Below are 23,045 nucleotides of genomic sequence, written 5' to 3'. Positions count from 1 at the left end.
AAAAATCAAAGCGACGCGCGCTTAATAAAATTAAAAGAATTGCGAACCTGTTTAAACTTTTTGCCGACAATCATCTTTGCAGCAGTCCGCCCCATAGCCGAGAAATCGGTAGAAACCACAGTTATTTCCAATAACTCTTTAAAAACAGTTTCATTAAAAGAAACGATACCAATATCGTGGCCAGCACTTAAATTGGTTGCTCTTAATTTTTTAATCAGCCTAGCAAGATCTATTTCGGTCAGCGTAATAAAACACTGTCCTGCCAATAGTTCCATTTTATTAACATCGGATATAATATCGAAACGCTTTCTGTAAAGTTCACAGAATTTTTTAACCCCCGAGGTGATCTCTAAGGGATGGTGGTCATTTTCAGGAAAAACAACTGTTATAACCGAGTATTTTGAGAACAGTTCTGCATTCTTGTCCATAGCCTCGAAAATATCCATTTCAAAATCCTGAAAGACAGAGATAAATCTGCCATCAAGATTGATTCTCTTATCCAGAATCACCAGCTCATTCGGCGAAATATCCTTTAATATCTCTATGTATTCCTGCTCGTCTGTTCCCGAATAAAAATGAGGCATAATTGCATAATAATGATATTTACCATGGTTATCATGAATGATATCACGGAAGATTTTGGGATTGTAGTGATGTATTTCCAGATGAACATGTGCCTTATCTCCGAGTTCTTCAATAAAGGATTCATAAACTTCTTTTTTATAAGGGCTCATTTTATTTAGGATCATCAATATTTTTATCGCCTGAGTTTGACCTTTCCCGACAAAATTCCCCTTTCCCGGGACAGAAACCAGATATCCATTTTTATGTAGAATTTTATAGGCCTTCTCTACAGTTTCCCTTGCAACGTGATGAGACTTGCTAAACTCGTTGATAGAGGCTACCTGGGTATTTATTTTTAAAATCCCTTTGTCTATATCATGGGTCATCCGGTTTACGATCTGCCGTACCTTGGTAACCTTATCTTCGTCTTTAATCGTAATTCTATAATCTATCATGTCAATTTTCATTATTATTTGGGCCTGTTCCAAAAACGACCGTAATTTCTGTGGCTTATATCAAATCCATTTCGTGGGTTCCATTATTCAGGCCCGTACAACTGCCACTCTAAAAGAGTTGGTTGTGTTTGTCCGTTGTGCAGGTTAAGCCTGAAGTAACGGGCAGTAACTGGTTCAAAATTCTTAGTAAATCCAATCCCTCCGGTTGTGGTTTTCACTACCGGTAACCAGGCCTCACCTTTTTTGTATTCCAGCGTAATTTCCTGTTTTTTATCTTCCCATGGATGCCATGGTTCATCAATTATTAAGGTTGATATGTTAAAATTTCTAGCCAGGTCTATTTCTAAAATGGCGTCTTTCTGCCCCTTAGCCGCTTCCCATTTGGTTAACCTGTTGGCATCCAAAAGATTTTTTGCATTCGCACCTGGCTGTTCTGATGATGCTGTTATATTTTTACCTTTAACGGGCGATGGCGCAACATCGGGTTCTCCAATAAATTCGAGCACTACAACCGTATTAATGGTATCAGGCAACTGCCCTGGCAACATAATCTCTAAATTTTTACCCGACCTTTTGGTTTTTAATTCTTTTGCAACATCACTTAAGAGATAAGCTTTCTTTACTTTGTTTAACATAGGAACTTTTAGCTTACCATCTTTCGGATTGTCGAAAACATGGAGGTAAAGTTTTTGCTGCTTACGCGTTGCCCTGCCCCAGGATAGATAAGGAAAAGGGCTTGCGGTTGTACCGTAAATAGCTTCCTGATTTACCTTGATCCATTTACCCATCTCGGCCAAACGTTCTATGCTGGCTGAGGGGATTTGTCCGCGAGCATCGGGCCCAACGTTCAGCAGAAAGTTACCACCCTTACTTACAATATCGGTTAAGTTGCGAATCAGGGTTTTGGTGCTTTTCCAATCGTGATCGGTTGATTTAAAGCCCCATGTATCGTTAATAGTCATACAGGCTTCCCAATTGCGCCCCGGAAAACCAGTTGACGGAACAAATTGCTCCGGTGTTTCGGTATCTCCGTTGTAACCTCCACCTAACCTATTGTTGGTGATCAGATTCGGATGGTATTTAATAATGGCTTCAAATTTAGCTGCACGTTCAGGTGTCATATTTTGCGGTGTATCCCACCACAAAATATCGGGTTCTCCGTAATTAGACAAAATTTCTTTCACCTGTGAGATAGACACCTTGTCTAGATAAGTATCGAAATTGCCTTTTTGCGCCTCATCCCAGGCACCACCGCTTACAGCACCTCCGGGATGTGTCCAATCCTGGGCCTGCGAATAATAAAACCCGATTTTTATGCCGGCTTTTCTACATGCTTCTACCAGCGGCTTAAGAATATCTTTTTTATATGGTGATGAATCCATAATATCCCATTTGGTAACTTTCGAATCGAACATGGCAAAACCATCATGGTGTTTTGAAGTAATGATGATATATTTCATTCCTGCATCTTTCGCCATTTTAACCCAGGCTTCAGGATCATATTGATCTGGATTAAATTGTGGTGCATATTTCTGGTATTCTGCTACAGGGATTTTAGCTGTGTTCATGATCCATTCCCCAATACCCTTAACTGGTTTATCCTGATATACACCTGCAGGCACGGCGTAAAGGCCCCAATGGATAAACATTCCAAATTTTGCTTCTTTCCACCACTCCATTTTCTTTTCATCAACCAATTTAGGTGCTGTATTTTGTGCGTAAGTCTGCATCAAAAAAAACAATGCCATTAAAGTAAATGCTATTTTTTTCATTTGTGTATTTTTAATTTATAAGCTATTAGAATTAATGTAGATTTTTCACCTATCAATTTCATCTGGTGGAATACCTGGTACAAAATGTTTCCTTAACCATACTGAATTTTTATATTGTTAAATTAAATTTCTTCAAAAAAAATTATGGTTACCTACATTGCAGAGAGCGTATATACCCGACCTGCTGTTGCTTTAAATTCAAGCATATAACCATTCATTGTTTTTATATTTTTAGCATTTACCATTGCATTTATTTTCAATTTTTGGGCTGATAAAATTTTACAGAGACCAGCTTTTTTTGGGGTTACTGTAGCGGTTTTAAGCTTACCAGCTACCCATTTTATATCCACGGTAAATGCACCTCTGCTCATGAGTCCGGTTATTTTTCCTTCTTTCCATACTTTTGGCAAGGCTGGTAATAAGTGGATGTATCCATCCTGGCTCTGCATTAGCATTTCGGCTACGCCCGATGTCCCACCGAAATTTCCATCGATTTGAAATGGTGGATGAGCATCGAACATGTTCGGATAGATGCCACCGCCGCCACCATAATTGGTTCCATTTTCCCGAGTAATTCTAAATAGGTTTCGGTAAAGTTTATAAGCATGATCGCCGTCTAAAAGTCTGGCCCACATGTTTACTTTCCAGGCCAAGCTCCATCCTGTACCATCATCTCCACGCAATTCTAAAGTCTTTTTTGCTGCTTCAGCAAATTTTGGTGTAGTTAGCGGTGAAATTTGATTCGCAGGATATAAGGCAAATAAATGAGAAACGTGTCTGTGATGCGGATCTGGAGATTCATAGTCTTTATTCCATTCTTGCAGCTGCCCTTTGCTACCAATTTGGTAAGGCAACAGTTTGGCTTTCTTCGCGATTAAAGTATCTCGGAAGGCTTTATCGATGTTTAAAATTTTACTTGCGTCAATCAGATTATCAAAAAGATCTCTGATGATTCCCATATCCATTGTAGTTGCTACTGATACTTGTCCAACCTTTTTATTTCCATAAATAAAATCATTTTCTGGAGAGAAAGACGGCGCAGTCACTAAATATCCTTCTTTATCGGGAACAAGCCAATCGAGGGTAAACTCTGCCGCACCTTTCATTAATGGATAGGCTGTGCTGGCCAGAAAAGCTTTGTCTTGTGTATATTGGTAATGTTCCCATAAATGACGGGTTAACCAATCGCCACCCATAGGCCAGTTTGCCCATTTTGGATCGCCAGAGCCTAAATCGCCTACTGGGTTTGCCAATGCCCATATATCGCTATTGTGGTGCGTAACCCAACCCCTGGTTTTATAAAATGAAGATGAAACTTCGCTCCCTGTTACCGAAAGGTTTTTAATTAACCCAAAAAGCGGGGTGTGCATTTCTGACAAATTACAATTTTCTGCCATCCAGTAATTCATTTGCACATTAATGTTTGTGGTATAATTAGAACTCCAAGGCGGTCGCATTTCTTTGTTCCAGATACCTTGTAAATTTGCGGGTACGCCCACAACTCTCGAACTGCTGATTAATAAATAGCGGCCATACTGAAAATACAAAGCTTCCAGCTCCGAATCGGATTCGCCTTTGGTGTAAGCCTCTAACCTTTCATCAGTAGGCATATTTGTTTTAGATTTTTCGTCAGCATTTAATTTAAACGATACCCGGTTAAAGTATTTTTGAAAGTCTTTTAAATGTGCGATCAATAACGCATCCCAAGTTTTTGTGCTGGCTAAATTTAATTTATCTTTAGCTAATTTTTGGGCATCTAAATTTGGGCAGTTGTTAAAACCATTAAAACCTGTTGCAGCAGAAAGATAAATTAATACTTCTGTCGCATTGCTTACGGTAATTCCAGCTGTATCCAGTACAATTTTTCCATCATTGCTAATTGCTTTTGCCAATAGCTCGTAGGGCATTCCGGCACAATCTTTCCCGGTTCCATAGCGAATTGGATCTTTGGTATTTTTAACATAAACTGGATCTGCATGTATTGGTGCTCTTCCGCCTAGCGACAAAACATGACCAGGTAGCACACTTTTAGTAAATATAATCTGCGAACTAGTACTAATACAAAGGTTAAGCATTTTGGGTTTGCTTGCAGAAATTTTCATCACGATAACCTGATCTGGCGCACTTGAAAAAACTTCCCGCTTATAACTGACCCCATTAACTGTAAAACTTGTTGTTGCGATGGCGCGTTGAATATCCAGATCACGCTTGTAAGCTGATACCTGCTCGTTTTCAAACTTTTGTTTGATTTTTAAATCACCCAGCGGTAAAAAACTTTCAGAATACACACCCTGCATCTTTTGTGTGAGTTTTCTGGCCGATTCATAATCTTCTTTAAATAACGCCTCTCGAACTTGAGCCAAATGGCTGTAAGCATTTGGATTTACATTTTCTTTTACCGGACCGCCCGACCATAAGGTTGCCTCGTTAAGTTGAAGCAGTTCTTCTTTTACTCCACCAAAAACCATTGCCCCCAATCTTCCGTTGCCGACAGGTAATGCTTCTGTCCATTGTTTTGCAGGCTTATTGTACCAAAGTTGTTGTTTTTGGGCAAATAATTGATTAAAATTTAAAACGATTAGAACTAGGCTGAGCAAACAAAATTTGTACATAAAATGGAATATTAAAGTTAAAATACAACGCAAAGGAAAAAACATAAACTTTAACACAAGGCCAAAGTTTATGTTAAAATAATTAATATCCAGGATTTTGCGGAAACGATCCTCTATTTAAATCTATTTCCCTTTGAGGAATTGGCCTCAATAAAAATTTCGCATCTAAAATTGTTCTACCTGCTTCTGCTGCCTTTAGCTCATCATTATACAATATAGGCCGCGTAAGTAGTTTGTTGGTCGATAAGTTGCCAACGCTTTCATACATTCTTTTTAATTCATACCATCTAAATTCTTCGCCAACCAACTCTCTGGCTCGCTCTTCCAGTATGGCATCTAAAGTTACAGTACCAGCATATTGCATTTCTGTTGCATATAAAACTCCGGTTACTGGATTGGTTCCTGTTTTAGCTGCTCGTGTTCTTAAAACGTTCATGTAAGTTAAAGCTTTAGCTTGGTTATTGAGTTTTACATAAGCCTCTGCTGCAAGCAAATAGGTTTCTGCCAACCTGAACACATAGGTATCTCTTGCACCGCCATTATCTACATAGCCACTTACAAAAGGATCGCGGAATTTTTTAAATTGTGGATAGTTTCGCACACCGTTAAGAAATGGAGATGTTCTGTATTCATCCGGATTGATAACGATATATTTTCTTAATGCTTTTTGTGCTGCTGTGAATGGCACAATCGGATAATAGATTAAAGTATCGCCAACTGCATAAGTTTTACCATTAAAAGATCCAGCTACCTGTGCAAGCACAGCATCGTAAACAGTAGCCTGATAGCGGCTATCGCTATTTTTATTAAACAAACTAAAAAAGTAAGGAACAGGCGCTATTGCATTATTGGTTTTACCATAAAATACACTTCTTCCTAACAGAGCAGCGTTTTGCACATCCCAAAGAAACCATTGTTGCAAGGTATTGCCACCACCATTAAATAAAACATTTGTACTGTATTGAACAGAAAAAATCACCTCATTGTTACTTTGATAATTAGGAACTGTTGGATCGAATAGATCAGAAAACTTAGTTTTTAATGCATAAGTTCCAGAACCGATTACAGCTTCAGCAAGTGCAGCAGCCTGTGTAAAATCGGCATTACCACCTCCGTACGACTTATAACCTCTTGTTAAATAAACCTTCGCAAGCAAGTGTTGAGCAAAGCCTTTAGTAGCACGACCAAAATCTGGCGTTGTAGCTGGCAATACAGCTATGGCCTCATTTAAATCCTTTATTACCTGATCATAAATATCTTTTTCTGGTGTTCTGGTGTATGCTAAGGTAGGAGCAGTTGTACGTGTAATAACCAATGGCACATCTCCAAAAGTTTCTGCTAAATAGTAATAGTAAAAGGCCCTTAAGGCTTTGGCCTCTGCCACTCTAGTATTAACTGTTGCGGCATTACCATCTGTTACCTGTGTTGCCCAGTATATAGTATTATTTGCAATATTAATTGCCGAATAAAGTTGACCGTACAGTGAACCCGCACTTCCATTTTGCGAATTAAGATTGATATTATACAGGTTTTCCCCATTATTATCATTAATATTTGCTGTGCTGTAGGTATCTGTACCTAAATTAAAAAAAGTAGGAAAGTTAACTATACCTCTTAGTGTGGCATAATTTGATTTGGATAAATCTTCAAATCCCGAAAATTTATCGTAGTAGCCCTCGGCTGTGCGGTTTGCAGGATTGTATTCATCCGTAAATTTTTTACAGCCTGTTATACTTAGTATTAATGCCGATGCACCAATCAGTATGTATTTTGTGCTTATATTTTTCATCATATCTAGAATTAAATTATGACAGCTGTTTATAATGTTAATGTTAAACCGAACATAAAAGTTCGCGTTCTAAAATCCTGGTTGAGGAAAGAGTTTCCACTTGGATTTTCGGGATCCCAGCCAATAAATTTTGTAAAAACGAAAGGATTAAAGGCATTAGCATACACCCTAAACCCTTGTATGCCAGCTTTATTCAACATTTTTTTTGGCAAAGTATAGCCCAATGTCATATTGCTGATTTTTGTATACGAACTGTTCTGAAATTGAGCAACAGTTCTGGCCTCGCCATCGATTTCGATAGCTGTGTTTGCCCAAGTGTTACTTGGATTAGTTGGTGTCCAATAATCTCTGTCGAAAGCTCCGAAACGCGCCCGGGTTTGATCACCGTTCATGGCTTGTTCCAGAAAAACACTATTTTCGAAAGTTCCCTGACGGGTGTACAGCGTAATGCTAAAATCAAAATTAGCGTAGTTCATCGTGCTGGTTAAACCACCAAACCATTTAGGCATATCACTGCCGATAATTTGTCTGTCGCTTGGATCAATTTTACCATCAGGAACACCATTTGGCCCACTAAAATCTTCAATTTTATATTGTCCTGGGATTCTACCATATCCTTTAGCCGCAGCAAGTTCTTCATTTTGCCATACTCCGATAACTTTATAACGATAAACTACCCTGGATTTCTCTCCGATGAAAAACCCATTTCCTATATCATTTTTACCATCGCCGTATAATTCAAGAATTTTATTACTGTTAATGGCAAAGTTAAAGCTTGTATTCCAGGTAAATTTATCAGAGCGAACATTTACCGTATTGATACCAACTTCAATACCCTGGTTACGGATAACGCCCAGATTAGCTCGAGTATTTGGATAACCATTAGCGAGCGGAATCTGTTGATTTAAAAGTGTACCATCTGTTGTTTTACGGTACAAATCCAATTGTAACCCAATTCTGTTCTTTAACATTTGCAAATCCAAACCTAAATTGTATTCATCGGTTTTCTCCCATGTTAAGCTTTGATTTCCAAAGGCAGGCGAAAATCCATTGGCACCATTTCCATTAAAATCGTATACTGTTTGATTGAGTTGTGATTGTGTAAAATAGGGCTGTATGAAAGTACTTAATGCAGCATTTCCAGATTTTCCGTAACTGAATCTAAACTTCAATAAATCTATCGCTTTTACATTGCTTAAAAAGCTTTCTTTACTGGCTATCCAGGCAAATGCACCTGATGGAAAATAACCCCATTTACGTCCGGGTGCGAATATTGAATTCCCATCTGCACGCATAGTGGCGGTAAAAAGATACTTATCATCGTAAGTATAATTTGCTCTTCCATAAACAGAAGTAATATTCTGTTGATTATAGCCACTACCTACTGTAATTACCGGGGCAATTCCATTTATTGTTGTCGCCGACTGCAGGTTGTACCATAAAGAATTAAAAGGAAGCCCTGTTGCAGAATTGGATGTAAAATCCTGTTGATGGTATTCAAAAGAGTTACCAATGGTTACATCAAACTTATGCTTTCCAATTTGATTGTTATAAACCAGTAAGTTATCCCAAGTATAATTAACCCATTGATTGGCTGCTGTTGACGCACTGTTTGGCAGCGTACCCAATCTCGATTTGGAAAAGGTATCATTAAACTGACCTTGTTTTTGTATGGTGATATCCGGACTAAAAGAAGTACGTATTTTTAATCCTTTGATAATATTTGCTTCTGCATAAACATTGGGTAAAACATGCAGATATTGTTGTTGTCTGATCTCATTTCTAAAATCGAACAATGGATTGGTGATTTGTGCTTCTGTTTCGTAAGCAAAAAAACGTTCCGTTCCATCTGCGTTGTATGCACTACCTGTTGGGCGGAGGCGGTAGGCACTTCTAAAGGCTTCAGAACTTCCCGGGCGTATATCTGCGAAGGTAGCGTAAATGGATGCTCCTGCTTTAAAGGTTTGATTTAAGGTTTTATCCAAACCAGCTTTTAATGTGTATTTTTTGGTGCTTTCTGATTTCATTGTACCCTGATAAAGCTGATAGCCCGCAGCAATGAAGTAGTTGGTTTTATTGTCACCACCATTAATTGATAAATTTTGGTTGGAAGAAATACCATTTCTTTTAATTAAATCAATCCAATCGGTATAAGTGCCATTGGCAATGTTACTTAATTCAGTTGCAGAGAATATGGTATTATCTGCAATAGGTGTTGTTGGAATGGGTAGATTATTTCTGATGGCAGAAGCTCTTGGTAATTCATAAAAATAATCACGAACATAGTTTACAAAGGTTGGTCCATCCATTACCGGAGGCAGATTGTAAGGATTTACAATACCCAGGAAAGCATCGTAAGTTATTTTTGTAGTCCCTTTTGAACCACGTTTGGTGGTAACCAAAATCACTCCGTTTGATCCTCTGGAACCATAAATAGCTGTTGATGAAACATCTTTTAATACATCAATACGTTCAATATCTGATGGATTGATGTCGTTTATCGGATTAGTTGCACTGCCATTTTGCCCAACTGGAATTCCATCGATAACATACAATGGCTGCGTGTTACCGGTGATGGAGTTTGCACCCCTGATTTCGATACTAAAATCAGCACCTGGTTTACCAGAGCTACGTTTAATATCAACACCTGGTAATCGCCCCTGAATAGCCTCCTGAGCATTCGTAGCTCTTGCTCTGGTAATTTCTTCAGATTGTATGGAATTTACGGCACCAGTCAAATCGATCTTTTTCTTGGTACCATAACCAATAACCACTACATCAGTAAGCGAATTTTGGCTTTCTTCAAGAGTTACATTTATGGTGGTTTGGTTACCAACCGTTACTTCTTTGGGTTCTGAACCGATAAATGAAAATACCAGAACCGACGATGGTTGTACAGATATGGAATATTTACCATTTCCATCTGTAGAGGTTGCCGATTGGGTTCCTTTTATCTTAACAGACACCCCCGGGAGAGCACCTCCCTTAACATCAGTTACGGTCCCCCTAACACTGGTTTGGGCGAAAGCGTAACCGAACAAAAGCAGCATTTGCAATAGTACAATACCTGTAATTTTACAGCTATGCAAATAATAAAGTTTTGATTTACTCATCATAATAATTTGGTTAGATTTAGTGGCGATAACCTTTGACTGCAAACTGGCGGAACCCCAGCGTTGCAGCATTAAAATTAACGCTTAGTTAACAATCTAAATTTCAGAATAAATAAACGTTATAATAACATTTATTTAAGGTTTTTACGTAAACGTTTAAGTAGTATTTAAATATAAAAAAGCACCTTACCAGTAAGTAAAATGCACTTTTTGGAAATTATAGCGTCATCATTTTATAAGTTATTTCACCAACAGAATTAGGCTTATTTTTCTCAGCTTTACTGATACTTGCCGACAATTTTCCTTTTATTTTAAACACTTTTATGGTCCTGAAACTATAGTCCCCTTTTTCGTAATTAAAAGTTTCTCCGTCATCATCATATAATTTATATTCCCCTGGCTTTGTTCCATAATACCTGATTTCCAGATCAACTTTTTCACCGGCTTTTGGGGCATGCAATAGTGGCTTACCCATTGGGATAATTCCACCATCTTTTACATAAACAGGAATCTGATCTAACCCTGGGGTGATGTTAATCACCTCGCCCCCACCAACATATTTTCCGGTGTAGAAATCGAACCATTTTCCAGCGGGTAAAATCACAGTTCTACTTTTTTGTCCGGTAAACATCGGAGCAACCAGTAAATTTTCGCCAGCCATATATTGATCCTTAATTTCTCTGGTAATGGCCTTTGCATAAGGATTTTCTTCGAGGTTTAAGTTTTTGGTTTCTTTTACCACACCGATATCCTGAAAACCAGGTTCTAAATTCATAGCTCTAAATGGTGGGATACCTTCAAAATGGTATCTGGCAAACTCACTATACCAGTACGGCATCATTTGCATGCGCAGTAAGGCAAACTGTTTAATAATGGGCGCAACTTCAGGGAAAGTCCATGGTTTTGTACCGCTAGACCATGCATTGATCATGGCCATTGGCGAGAATACGTTTGATTGAAAGCGTCGCACCCATTCTTCAGCTAAATTAGATGCCCTTACTTCGGGTGTCCACAACACACCAGCGAAACCACTGTTAATTAGCGCTGTGATAAAATCCTGGTGGTTGTAATAATCGTTGTAAATTACATAGGGGAAAGATACCCCACCAGCATTCGAGGCACGTACCAAACCATAGGTTCTCAAATTTCTTTTCTGATAAAGCTCGGTGCTGTAGCGTTGCATCAGCAGTCCATAGGTTTGGCGCATCTGCTCAGCCGGGATACGGGATGGGAAAGTTGCCACATCTGGCCAAAGGTAGCTATCACCACCATCCACTTCATCTATTTTATAACCACTAATGCCTATATCAACTTTGTTTTTTTCCAAGGCTCCGAATAAAAGTTTTCTGGCGCTATCGGTTTTCAGATCTGGTACTAAGCCTGCCCAAACCGTATGTGATGCAGTATAAGGAAGTATTTTTTTATAAAAAGGTGCATCGGGAGAAACATATGGATTGATCCATAAATTGAGCCTGATATTTTTTTTCAACATCTCTTTTACCATTTTCTCCGGTTCGGGAAAACGTTTGGCATCCCATTCAAAAGTATTAGGATAAGATTTACTTTGCCATCCGGGCTCAAGACCAATAAAATCAAGCGGATAACCCTTATCTTCAAAAGCTTTCGCTTCGGCGGCCACCCCCTCGGCATCTGTCAGCCGTTCCAGGCGTTGGGTAAACCCCAGCCCCCAACGGGGTGGCAGGCAACCTCCTCCATTAAACAGATTAAAACGCTGAACGGCATTCATCGCTGTTGGGCCACCGATCATATAAATTTCAACACCTGCTGCCGGAACCAATATCTCTACAGCATCGGAGTATGGATGCGGATTCCAGTTGGGATCAGTATTTCGGTCCTGAACCAGAGGTGGATTTTTGCTATCTCGGAATACCGCTGCACCTGCGTAAACACGAAGGTACCTTGCACTGTTGATGAATACACCATAACCTTTTGAAGATACATAAAAGGGAGTTGGCGAATGGGTGCGCCCGTTATCAGTTCCATTGTAATGATCAACATGAAGATCTAAAATCCGGCCACGCTGATTTACCGTTTTGAAATTAAGTCCGAAACCAAATAACTGCTCAGAACGGTCTAAAGGAAATCTCAAATAAGTTTTACCGTCGATAACCTTTGCACTTATTTCGTTTTTTGAAAGTGGAAAATCAGCAGGTTTCAGTTTCATCAGTCCTGCATGATATGGGCCTACACCCGATGCGCTTAAAAGGTCGTACTTTTCTGGTCTGCCAATAACAGCTTTCCAGATCCCAGGTTCAACCTCCGCCCAGTCGATTTGCTGGGCATGGAGATTGAAGGTAAAAAGGAGCGCGCATGCCAGTACTATGTATTTTGCAAACTTCATTTAAGTTATTCTATTAAAATGCTTTCTTTTTATTTTGTAGTCATGATCCGCACAGGACCAATTAAACCTGAAGAAATCAATGCACTATCTTTGGAAAAATAATTCCAGGTGGTAAAAGTATACCTGCCTTTTGAGGGACGGGCGGTTTTGTTTAAAAACCAGTCCGGAAATTCCTTTAAATATGAACCGCTGTTCATATGCCCCGGAAGCCATTCCATATCGGCCGGTTCCTGTTCATCGCCGATTAAACGATTGGCCCAAACATTGGTCACCTCGATCTCTAACTTGTTGTTTTTGGCTTTTAATAATTTCGCCGGGATCTTAACGCTCCATGGCGCGGTCCAAACTACACCAAGGTCTACATTATTAATTTTTACGCTGGCAATGTGTTTAACGGTACCAAGGTCTAAAAGCAAATCGTTATTGTTTTCTGCCTGTTTAGGCATTTCAAAAACTTTAGTGTACAAGGCTGTTCCACTATAATATTTTATTCCTTTATTTTCATTTTTTGTCCAGTCCTGTAAACTTTCGAACTTTACCGGATTTTTAGGCCCGCCCCATACCGCATCAAATTTAACCGACCACGATCCATCAAGAATGGACAGTTGTTTTGCAACTGGAAAATTAACTTCTCCTTTTTTTTCAGCAAGCGGCTTTCTGAATACCACAAACCAACTTTGCGAATCATCAAAATTCAGCGGAATGGTAATCATTCCGTTCGCCTGCTGGAATTCCTGCAGGTCTTTCCTGTTACCTGTCACTGCATCCCATAATTCTGGTTGTTTACCCGATACTTTAAAACTACATTTCGCGTTTCCTTTTGCACGGTTTACATTGGCTACGAAATAAACATCCACATCGGCTAACGTCCTGTGAATGTGTTTTATGTCTGCATTTCCTGTTTTATCAGTTATCGCAAAATCTCCTTCTGCATTATTGATGCCGCCCCACTGCAACAATGCCTGGCAGCGTTTCCAATATTCAACCATGGCTTGGCCGGGTTTCCACCAGGTTTGGGTACGGTCGAAATGTGTTCCCCATTGCCCCATGGTTGCACCTGGTTTGTATTGATCATCCCAGGGCTGTTGTACAAAACGGTGTAAAATCATGCGGTTTACGCCTGCACAAAACGAGGCGTCGCCCATCGATTTTAACCAGGCTGGTGTTTCATCCCATTTACTATCGGTCGGGTCTCCGGTAAAAGCTTCGGCTTCGATAATATTCTGCCCTGATTTTCTTAAGGCGGCTACCGTTGGGTCTAATTCATAAGGGGAATATTTACCTTTGTGTGTCCAGAATTCGGTCATTACTTTTCCAACAAAAGGCATTACATCATCCTGTCTCCATGGCCCTCCATAAGGCTCTGCCAGAAAGGTTAGGTTAGCTTCTTTTAGCTTTTTGGCTATGGTGGCAAAATATACATCACGGTATAAATCTTTAATTGTAGCACTAAAATCTTCCCTGAATTTTAAGGAATCCTGTTTGCTTCCAATGGTCCGTTTTGCAAATGAAGCCAGGTATGGGAGCAGGTCGTATCCTCTTCTCGAAGAAAACTCTGCCCTCATTTTCGGGGTCCAGTTTGGTTCTCCGGCTTCGTAGCTATCAAAATGAACATGGGTAAAACTAGTGCCAATATAATCACCAATATGTTTTTTAATCTCCTCAACTACGTGATCTAAATGAAAGGCAACTGCCTCCTCACTCATTTTATCGCATTCCAAACCTGTAGCTTTCCATTGTGCAGGCTGCATGAGTGTGCCACTGGTAGTGTGTCCGAACCTGTAAATTGTCCACTCTCCCGCGGGAGCATCCCATTCCAAATGTCCGTTTTCATTCATTTTATCCGTTAAATTGATTACTTTATCTTTAGGAACAACACCATTTGCAGGTAACGCCAATAAGGCGATATCTTCATAATAAGTGTTTCTTGCTGCGATATCTGGCTTTTCTACCAAACCAGTTTCAGGGTTATACATTGGAAAGGGCGATTTACCCTGTGGATTTACTTTTGGCTTAGCAATATTGATACTGATATGTTTATCCCCGGTTATTTTCACCTCTCTCCAACAGATTTCCTGCATGGAAAGTGCCGGAGTAATCCAGGGCCCACCGCTCGATTCATATGAGGGACCGTTAAACATTCCGAAATCCATTCCTAGCCGTTTTGATTCCTGGGCAGCGTGACGTACCAGTGCCCACCAGGGTTCAGTCCATGAAACGATTTCTGGTGTGGGGCTTTTCCCAATTTCACCTGCCCAGGGTGTAGTCACATCGGCTAAACTGAACATGGTTGTACGGTTAAAGCCTTCTTTTTTAAGTGCCTCTAAATCTTTGGTAATACCAGCTTTGCTTAAGTTAGCGCCCATCCACATCCACAATACACCTGGTTTAGCACTTTCAGGTGGATTTAGAAAAACCTTTTCTGGATCGGCTTCTGCCTTGATTTGTGCAAAGCTATTTCCGCCCAGAAAAAACAAGTTGAACGATAGAAAAATAACATTGTAAAAGAGTTTGTTCATTGTGTGTTTATTAAATGGAATCGATAACTATTTAAGAGAGGCTAAGTCAGTTTCTGGTTAATCTTTAAAAAACATGAATTTCCTTATCCTCAGACTACTTTCGTTTACGGTTTTCATAGTACAAACCAAGCCTAAGGTTATTGTTTCTTGTTGTGTTAGGGTGAACGACAGGGTAAAATCCTTGTTGTTCATCTGGTTATTGGTGAGTTTTAGCTTTACCAGTGAACTATTTATATTCTCAACATCTGGAAGCTCAGTGCCTTTTGTTATACTCAAATAAGAATCTTCAAGGTTATTGTTGATGTTGGAAATCGTTACCACCAAACGGTAAGCACCTGGGGCTAAAGTTCCTGTCTGATAAACTTTACCATTTACAATTGCCGGCGTTCCCCAAAATTCGTACGACAGATAGTTCTCGGTGCTGGTGTTTAAATTATCAAGCCCTCCAACAGGTCCATCATGGTTCTTAACAGCATCATTTGCCATCCAATCGGCGAGAGTACCCCACCTACCTACCGTTTTAGCTGCTTTAAATGGATATCCCGAATTTTTAAGGTGGATCTGCCCGGGAAGAAGTACGCCAGGTGATTTTACAACCGCAGCTGTAAAAAACGTATCGATTGCTGCAGAATCGGGTAAAAACATGGTCCGGTAAGTTACCGGGCTGCTCAGGTCATAATCAGGTAAGTACGTAACAGAAGATTTTGCAGAACTGGTTACCCTCCTGTTCACACCGACAGTATTTTTATAAACCACTTCTACCCCTACCGATTTTGCATCAGAACTGGCCCAGCTTAGTGCTGCATTATTGGGCAGGTTAAATTGTTTTGCATAGAAGTTATCCAGGGTACGGCCAAACAAAGATCTTTGAAAAACATCACCATACGACGAACCGGCGCATCTGCTTACTACAGAACGGTTGCCTGATGCATCATAATTAAAAAGTTCGAAGTTATAGTTGCCTTCTGTCAGATTGACGATCGTGTTTAATCTTTTAGCAGCTACAGCAGGAAGTGGCACTTCTACCGAATCTTTTCGGTTATTCCAAAAAATACGGGTTTTAACCACTTTTGGGTCAGAAGCACGTAACCAGGATATTTTTACACGGCTGTTGCCTGAAAAAGCGATAACTGAATCTGGCCTTCCTGTATACAGCACTTCCTTTCCTGCACCAAAATCTTTGTAGGCATCCATCTTAGTACAAGCTGATATGATCAGGCAGCAGGCAAATAAAATAAACAGTTGTATATTTTTTATTTCTAGTCTCATTTCAATTGAATTATCCGGCTAAAACCGGGATTTTAACTAAACCTAATTGTCGTTTCCGTAAAAACTCATTTCAGCAATATGCGCCTGAAGGCCGCCTATCCAATTTTCGAGTATTTTTACCCTGATGTACCTTACCTTTGGCGCATTCAAAGGAACGTTCCATTCCTCACCACGGGCGGCAGCGGCGACATCGTCAGCACTGTTTACGCCTGCAGCCTGCCCAGAAGGTTTTATGGAAGCACAAGATTTTAACAGCACCCAGTTGGTGTAACTGCCGTCGGCAGGGGGATTATCGGATCCCCAGACCTCGTATCGCTTAGGGTTACCATGATTGAATATATAATTGCCATTTCTTTGCCACAACACAAATCGGCTAAGCTTAGCTACAACTCCGAGATCAAAACTCACATGCATCGGCATACCTGCATCTCCCCTGGAGTGCCACATACCATAATCAGGCGATATCACTTTATCCCACATGTTCGAAACCACCAGGCCATTCCCATAACCACCAATATCGGTTGGGAAGGTTACAGTTTTAAACTTTGATTTATCCAGTTCGCGTTCAAATATTGGTGTAAGTGTCTTAAAAACTGTATCTGAGCGGTTATTCCAGCGGTCGCGGATATAAACACCAAAAATTATTGATTTGGGCGGAAGCCCCCTTGAGGTAAAAGTTCCCTGTTTAAGTTTGGTATAAATCGTTTCATTAGGCACAAAAAAGCCCAAAGAATCTTTATATGAGACCACTACGGCTATATCGGCTTCATTCGGATTTGAATAAGTAACATTTATACCCCCAAAATCTTCCTGAAGTACCAGACTGGTTTTTACCCCAAAAATTGGAGGAGACATCGCCCTTACCGATACGGTAACCGGGGTGGATTTATTCTCGCTACGGTCAACTGCATATACATTCATCTGATGTACTGCAGAATCTGCAAAACCAGTAACCACCAATGAATCAGAAAAATAAGACGCCTTATTTTTAATTAGCTGTCCATATTTATTGGTATACTCTGCCTGTACATAGAGCAGATCAGGATCATTTGGCAAGGTATAAGTAAGCTTTATGGTTCCCGGTCGGCTTTCTACCTTTATATTACTCACTGCTTCAGGGCTATTTTGATCATTTTCAACTGGTAAAAGCGAATCCTCTTTACAGCTTAATAAAAACATGGCGAGTAAGCCAACATGGAAAAATATTTTGAAAGTTTTCATATTTTAGTTTTTTAAGATTACCAACCTGTATTTTGAACAAGGTTTCGGTTTACAATTAAGCTTCCTTCACTTATTGGCCAGAAATAATCTCTTGGCGCTACAAATTTTTGACTGAAAAGCGGTTTTCTCCGGTAATAATTCTGAGCATCTGCCTGATCGATATCCCAACCATAAACCTGATTATTGAGTACTTCAGAAGCTTTCTTCCACCTACGGAGGTCCCAGAAGTTATGGCCTTCAAAAGCAAATTCGATAGCGGTTTCCTGTTGGATAATATCCCTCAAACCCTCTTTTGATAAATATTTGGTTGGATTGGTTGAATAGTTGGCCCATGACTCTTCTACGGTAGCCAACCCTGCTCTTTTTCTCACTTTGTTGATATAACTATAAGCTTCTGGAGATGGTCCGTCTGCCTCGTTTAAGGCCTCAGCATACATCAGGTAAACATCAGCCAAACGGATCATCGGCCAGGCATATACCTGTTGGGTAAAGCCAAAATCCGGGAGAATTACAAATTTCCAATTCACCAATTTTTTAGCAAAGTAACCAGTTGTAGAATAGCCATTTGCCCCTTTTCTCGATTGTGCCTGACCAGACTTTGCCTGTACTTTCCAGGTTCCATTCTGCATATACCATACCGAACCATCAAACCCCAGGTTGGCGTAAAAACGGGCTTCACGGTTAAAATGAAGGCCAACAGTAGTATATCCGTTCTGTAGGTAATCCTGATCTGTAGCGGTAGCTGTACGGAGATTGTTCCGGTTAAGATAATCCCAGGTTTTATCTTCGGCAATAGGCACACCTTTATCGCTGTAAAACAGTTCGGCCATACGCATGGTAGGTGCCAGTTCTCCTTTAAATGAATCGTTGGCCAGTTTGTTCGGATCGAGCTTAGGCATTGCCCAACCTTGAATAAATGAACCGGCTCCGTTAGAAAAACCCCATATTAGCTCGTTACTCCATTGATCTGCAACACTATTACGGATATTCATTTCCAGTTTTGTACGTGCTGAAACATTCACGAGTTCATTAAATTCATATAACAAAATGCCGGCACTTTCTGATGCTGTTATTGCTTCTTTACATGCTATTGCTGCCCTTTTCCATTTTTCTACATCTTTTACCGCATTAAAGAGCGGCGTACCATCGCTGTTTTGTAGTTGTGCGAAGTCAGAATTTCCGTTAAACAATGGACTGGCAGCTGTTACTAAAGTGCGGGCCTTTATAGCAAGCGCCGCAGGTTTGGTAATCCTACCGAGTTCTGATGCCCGGTTTTGGATGGTTGCTGGTAGATTGATAGCAGCAGAATCGAGCAGGGCTACGATGAAGTTAACAACCTTATCAACAGGCTGCCGCTTTACTTTCACTTCTTCGATTGAAGCTGATATGGGTAGGTTTTTATCTACTATCGGTATTGGCCCGTAAGCCCTTAATAAATAAAAGTGATAATATGCCTTTAAAAATTGTACTTCAGCTATCCATCTATCTTTTAAAGAAGGATCCAGATCGGGTACTTTAGCCACATTCTCTAAAAATATGTTACAATCTCTAATGGCCCTCCAAAGTGGTTTACCTCCAACGGCTCCATCCCAAAAATTTAAATAGGGATTACTTACATTCTGATTGCCCCTTGCAATCTGCTGGGGATTGGCCGGAAGCGGATTCCCAGAAGTGATTGGCCAATAAGTCCAAAATTCGTCGCCTGCTAAAAATGCAGGATTACTGTTAATATCGCTTTCCTGAGGAAGATACGAGTAACAGGTATAAAGGTATTTTTCTGCTTCATTTCTACTGGTAAATGAATTTTCTATCGTGGCTACATTATCGGGAACAACATCCAGATAATCTTTTTTGCATCCCATTATCATGGCGCAAAAAATTAAGATATAGTATATTTTTAAATTTTTCATCCTGTTATAAATTATAAGCCAACTTGTATGCCCACATTAAATACCCTTTGGATCGGATAACCTAAGCCATTACCGCCCATTTCGATATCCCAAAGTTTAAATCCGCTCAAAGTGGCCAGATTAGTTCCGCTTAGATAAAACCTTGCACTCGCCAGATGCAGTCTGGTATTCATTTTTTTGGGAAGTGAATAACCGATTTCTACAGATTTCAACCTCAAAAAAGCACCATTGCGCATAAACCAGCTACTGGTTTGGGCATTGTTCTGGTTAACTGTGCTACTTAATCTTGGCCAAAGGGCATACAGGTCTTTATTATCTTCCGACCAATGGCTATCGGCATAGGCCTGTAGAAGCGCATTTTGCGGCACACCGGTTATCGGCGAACGGCCCTGAATTTCATCTAAAGTGTAATAGTTTACAAATGGCGCAGTTGCCTGGGCATCGATCCAGAAAGAAGACCGTGCAGATCCCTGTAAAAAGGCAGAGATATCAAAACCTTTATACCCAGTAGAAAAGCCCATTCCATAAATAATTTCTGGTACTTCGGGATTTCCCAGGGCTACCTGATCAAGGTCGGTAATTCGGCCATCACCATTTACATCACGGAATTTAATGTCGCCTGCGCCATAATCACCATAGGTTTGTACAGGAGCGTTATTCACCTCTGCCTGATCTACAAATAAGCGTTCGGCAATGAGACCAAACCTCTGGTTAAGCGATTTGCCTACCCTGGTTTTATAAACCTCATTATACTGAGGTTCTTCATAAGCGGTAAACTCGCTATGCGCATAGGTAAAATTACCACGGAGCTGCAACCAATAACCACTGCTAAAAGTTTTATTGTAATCTGCAGAGATATCAACCCCACTAGCCTTGGCCTTGCCAACATTTGCACGTGGTGTTGCGGAGAGCCCCATAGTAGATGGAATGGAAGCACGGTCCATTAAAATATTGTTTCGGTTCTCGGTGAAATAATCGGCCTGGATTTCTAAATTGTTAAATAGTCCCAGCTCAAAACCAAGGTTTAGCTTACGTGCGGTTTCCCAGGTAATGTCACGGTTGTCATAACGGGTTACGGTAACGCCGTTTCTAAAGACATTAAAGTTTTCACCAAAGTTAAATCCCTTGTTAGGGTCATTGATGTTTACCTCTGAAAGATAAAAGAAGCGATCCTCAGCGCTGCCTATGGCATCATTACCTACAATACCATATGTTCCTTTCAGTTTCAGTTTACTGACTACTTTTTCAAATGGTTTCCAGAACTTTTCGTTAGATACAAACCATCCAATCCCTGCAGCAGGGAAAAGCCCATAACGCTCTGTTTTATAAAACCTTTCAGAACCATTATAGCCAAAACTCAGCTCTGCGAGATAACGGTTATCGTAGCCATAGGTAAATCTTCCGGATACACCCTGGTTGCGGTAAGGAAGCGATTTTTGGAGTGAACCCTGATTGGCATAGATCTGGTTCCTTCTTTGGTAAACCAATAACCCGGCCAGCTCATGTTTTTTGGCAATTGTTTTATTATAGTTAACAGCCGCCTCCATGTAGGTCGAGCTGTTGATATCTTTAACGCCTTCACTATAATTAAGATACTCAGTTGCAGAAGTTTCGTTCAAACTGGTTAGCCCGTAAGTATCTGTGAGTCTGTTGTAACCAGAGGCGCTATAGTAGTATGGGTTATAGTTCCTTAAAATATCAAAAAAGGAATATCTGGAGGTATTAAACATTCCTCTAGCACTCAGCCCCGGGGTAATAAACTTAAAATCCTGCTTAAACTCAAACTGGGCATTCAAAGTGGATCTTGAGTAGTTTTTATACCCCTTGATCATATCTGCATAGGGATTAATGTAATTGGTGCCATTAATACGCTCGTTACCGAACAGAATATGGTTGGTTTTGGGCATGAGTTCTGATGGATAATAAGCCGGAAACAATACAGGATTAGATCTCAATATCTTCGAATATACGCCGCTACCACCGTCAATTGGACCTGTATAGTCGTCGAAACTGCCAGATAGCCTTACAATTACCTCACTGGTTTTTGTCATATTGATATTCACATTGGAGCGCAGCTGATAGGATTTGAGATCTATGTTACTGTTGTAATTATTTCTCTGATCGACTTGTAAAATGCCGTTATCCTGGTTCAGCGTACCTGCGATATAATATTTCGCAACAGTTCCTCCTCCATTGGCATTAAAATTTAACCTCTGGTTATTGGTTCTATCTTTAATCAACTGATCCATCCAGTTATTTGCCGGATATACATTTGGATTTAAGCCCGCAATGGTATTATCGATCTTGTTTTGGGAATACGGGAGAATTCCTAAAGGATTCCGCGTAAGTACGGCTTCGTTACCGAGCTGCATATAGGTGATGGGATCTGCCAGATTTACCTTTTTGGTATTGGAAGATATAGAATTCTCGAAACGGACAGATATACGCGCTGGCCCTTCTTTACCCGATTTGGTCGTGACTAATATTACACCATTGGCTCCCCTGGCGCCATAAAGTGAGGTGGCTGTGGCATCCTTCATGATCGAAAAACTAGAAATATCATCAGGTTGTAACCTAGCCAGATCAGTAGCACTCACCTCTATACCATCGATCATGATTAAGGGGTCTTTTTTATAACCGAAAGTAGTAACGCCACGTATAAAAAAGGCCGCATTATCCTGTCCGGGCTCTCCCGTACGCTGATAAGCAATAACCCCGGCCAACCTTCCTGCTAATGCTGTTGTAAGGTTGCTTGAGGGCACTTTAAGCTCTTTAGGACTTATTGTGGTGATGGAACTGATCAAACTTGATTTCTTCTGTGTACCGAAGGCCACAACTGTTACTTCATCAAGTTTGTTATCGGTTGAGCTAAGTTCTATATTAATTGTACCTTCTCCATTGATCTGGGCTTCCCTGGCTTCGAAGCCTATCATACTAAACACCAGGGTACCATTGGCTGGCACTTTGATGGTATAACGACCATTCCCATCGGTTTGTACGCCACGCTTAGGATCGCTTTTAAGATAAACCGTAACACCTGGGAGCACACCTCCTTTATCTTTTACCACACCAGTTACGGTAATATCTTCTGATGCTTTTTTGAAGGGTTTAACCACATTTTCTTTTGCTGAGATCAGGATATAATCTCCTTCGACTGTGTATTTTAGGTTTGTATTAACCAGCAGCAGATCGAGCGTTTTAGCTAAAGACCTCGATCCGGCTTTTAAACTGATCTGATAATGGTCTGTCTCTTCAGTTTTATAGGCAAAACGGAATTTTGTTTGTGCCTCTACCGTTTTTATTGCAAGGGCCAAGTTGCCATTAAGCTGGGCAACCCTAACCTGCACTTCATTAATACCCTGAGCGCTGATCGGTTTGGCCATGATCATGCTTGCGCAGACTAACATAACAACAGTGGTCAAAGTAGTGCATCTCATAAGGTATAAAACATATTTTTTA

11 protein-coding genes are annotated in these 23,045 nt (G+C 40.3%); all 11 read right to left on the bottom strand.

What is annotated here, in order from left to right:
* Window positions 1-5: 5 nt before the first annotated feature.
* A complete protein-coding gene (locus EZ456_RS03990; RefSeq protein ID WP_165501237.1) occupies window positions 6-1,019 on the bottom strand; it encodes a winged helix-turn-helix domain-containing protein in 1,014 nt (337 codons plus the stop codon).
* Window positions 1,020-1,102: 83 nt separating this feature from the next.
* On the bottom strand, window positions 1,103-2,791 hold the full coding sequence (locus tag EZ456_RS03985; protein WP_165501236.1) for an alpha-L-fucosidase: 1,689 nt from the start codon (window positions 2,789-2,791) through the stop codon (window positions 1,103-1,105).
* Between the two features lie 152 nt (window positions 2,792-2,943).
* Window positions 2,944-5,403 carry a glycoside hydrolase family 95 protein gene (locus tag EZ456_RS03980; RefSeq protein ID WP_131527526.1) on the bottom strand — a complete coding sequence of 820 codons (2,460 nt, stop codon included), beginning with the start codon at window positions 5,401-5,403 and terminating at the stop codon, window positions 2,944-2,946.
* Window positions 5,404-5,485: 82 nt separating this feature from the next.
* Window positions 5,486-7,192 carry a RagB/SusD family nutrient uptake outer membrane protein gene (locus EZ456_RS03975; RefSeq protein WP_205945019.1) on the bottom strand — a complete coding sequence of 569 codons (1,707 nt, stop codon included), beginning with the start codon at window positions 7,190-7,192 and terminating at the stop codon, window positions 5,486-5,488.
* A 29-nt stretch (window positions 7,193-7,221) separates the two neighbouring features.
* Entirely contained in the window at window positions 7,222-10,308 is a 3,087-nt protein-coding gene (locus EZ456_RS03970) for a SusC/RagA family TonB-linked outer membrane protein (RefSeq protein ID WP_165501235.1), read from the bottom strand.
* 214 nt (window positions 10,309-10,522) lie between these two features.
* Window positions 10,523-12,667: a glycoside hydrolase family 31 protein gene (locus EZ456_RS03965; protein ID WP_131527520.1), complete on the bottom strand. Its 2,145-nt coding sequence runs from the start codon at window positions 12,665-12,667 to the stop codon at window positions 10,523-10,525.
* A gap of 29 nt (window positions 12,668-12,696) precedes the next feature.
* Window positions 12,697-15,186: a glycosyl hydrolase gene (locus tag EZ456_RS03960; RefSeq protein WP_131527518.1), complete on the bottom strand. Its 2,490-nt coding sequence runs from the start codon at window positions 15,184-15,186 to the stop codon at window positions 12,697-12,699.
* Between the two features lie 57 nt (window positions 15,187-15,243).
* Complete coding sequence (locus EZ456_RS03955) at window positions 15,244-16,455, bottom strand: DUF4998 domain-containing protein (RefSeq protein WP_131527516.1); 1,212 nt, start codon at window positions 16,453-16,455, stop codon at window positions 15,244-15,246.
* Window positions 16,456-16,497: 42 nt separating this feature from the next.
* Window positions 16,498-17,676 carry a DUF5000 domain-containing lipoprotein gene (locus tag EZ456_RS03950; RefSeq protein ID WP_131527514.1) on the bottom strand — a complete coding sequence of 393 codons (1,179 nt, stop codon included), beginning with the start codon at window positions 17,674-17,676 and terminating at the stop codon, window positions 16,498-16,500.
* Between the two features lie 17 nt (window positions 17,677-17,693).
* On the bottom strand, window positions 17,694-19,586 hold the full coding sequence (locus EZ456_RS03945) for a RagB/SusD family nutrient uptake outer membrane protein (protein ID WP_131527512.1): 1,893 nt from the start codon (window positions 19,584-19,586) through the stop codon (window positions 17,694-17,696).
* A gap of 11 nt (window positions 19,587-19,597) precedes the next feature.
* Window positions 19,598-22,993 carry a TonB-dependent receptor gene (locus EZ456_RS03940; protein ID WP_225876459.1) on the bottom strand — a complete coding sequence of 1,132 codons (3,396 nt, stop codon included), beginning with the start codon at window positions 22,991-22,993 and terminating at the stop codon, window positions 19,598-19,600.
* Window positions 22,994-23,045 lie beyond the last annotated feature (52 nt).

This window comes from Pedobacter psychrodurus, assembly GCF_004331735.1.
Taxonomy (GTDB): domain Bacteria; phylum Bacteroidota; class Bacteroidia; order Sphingobacteriales; family Sphingobacteriaceae; genus Pedobacter; species Pedobacter psychrodurus.
The sequence above is the reverse complement of the archived record's forward strand: the minus strand, read 5'-3'. Positions and strand labels throughout refer to the sequence as shown.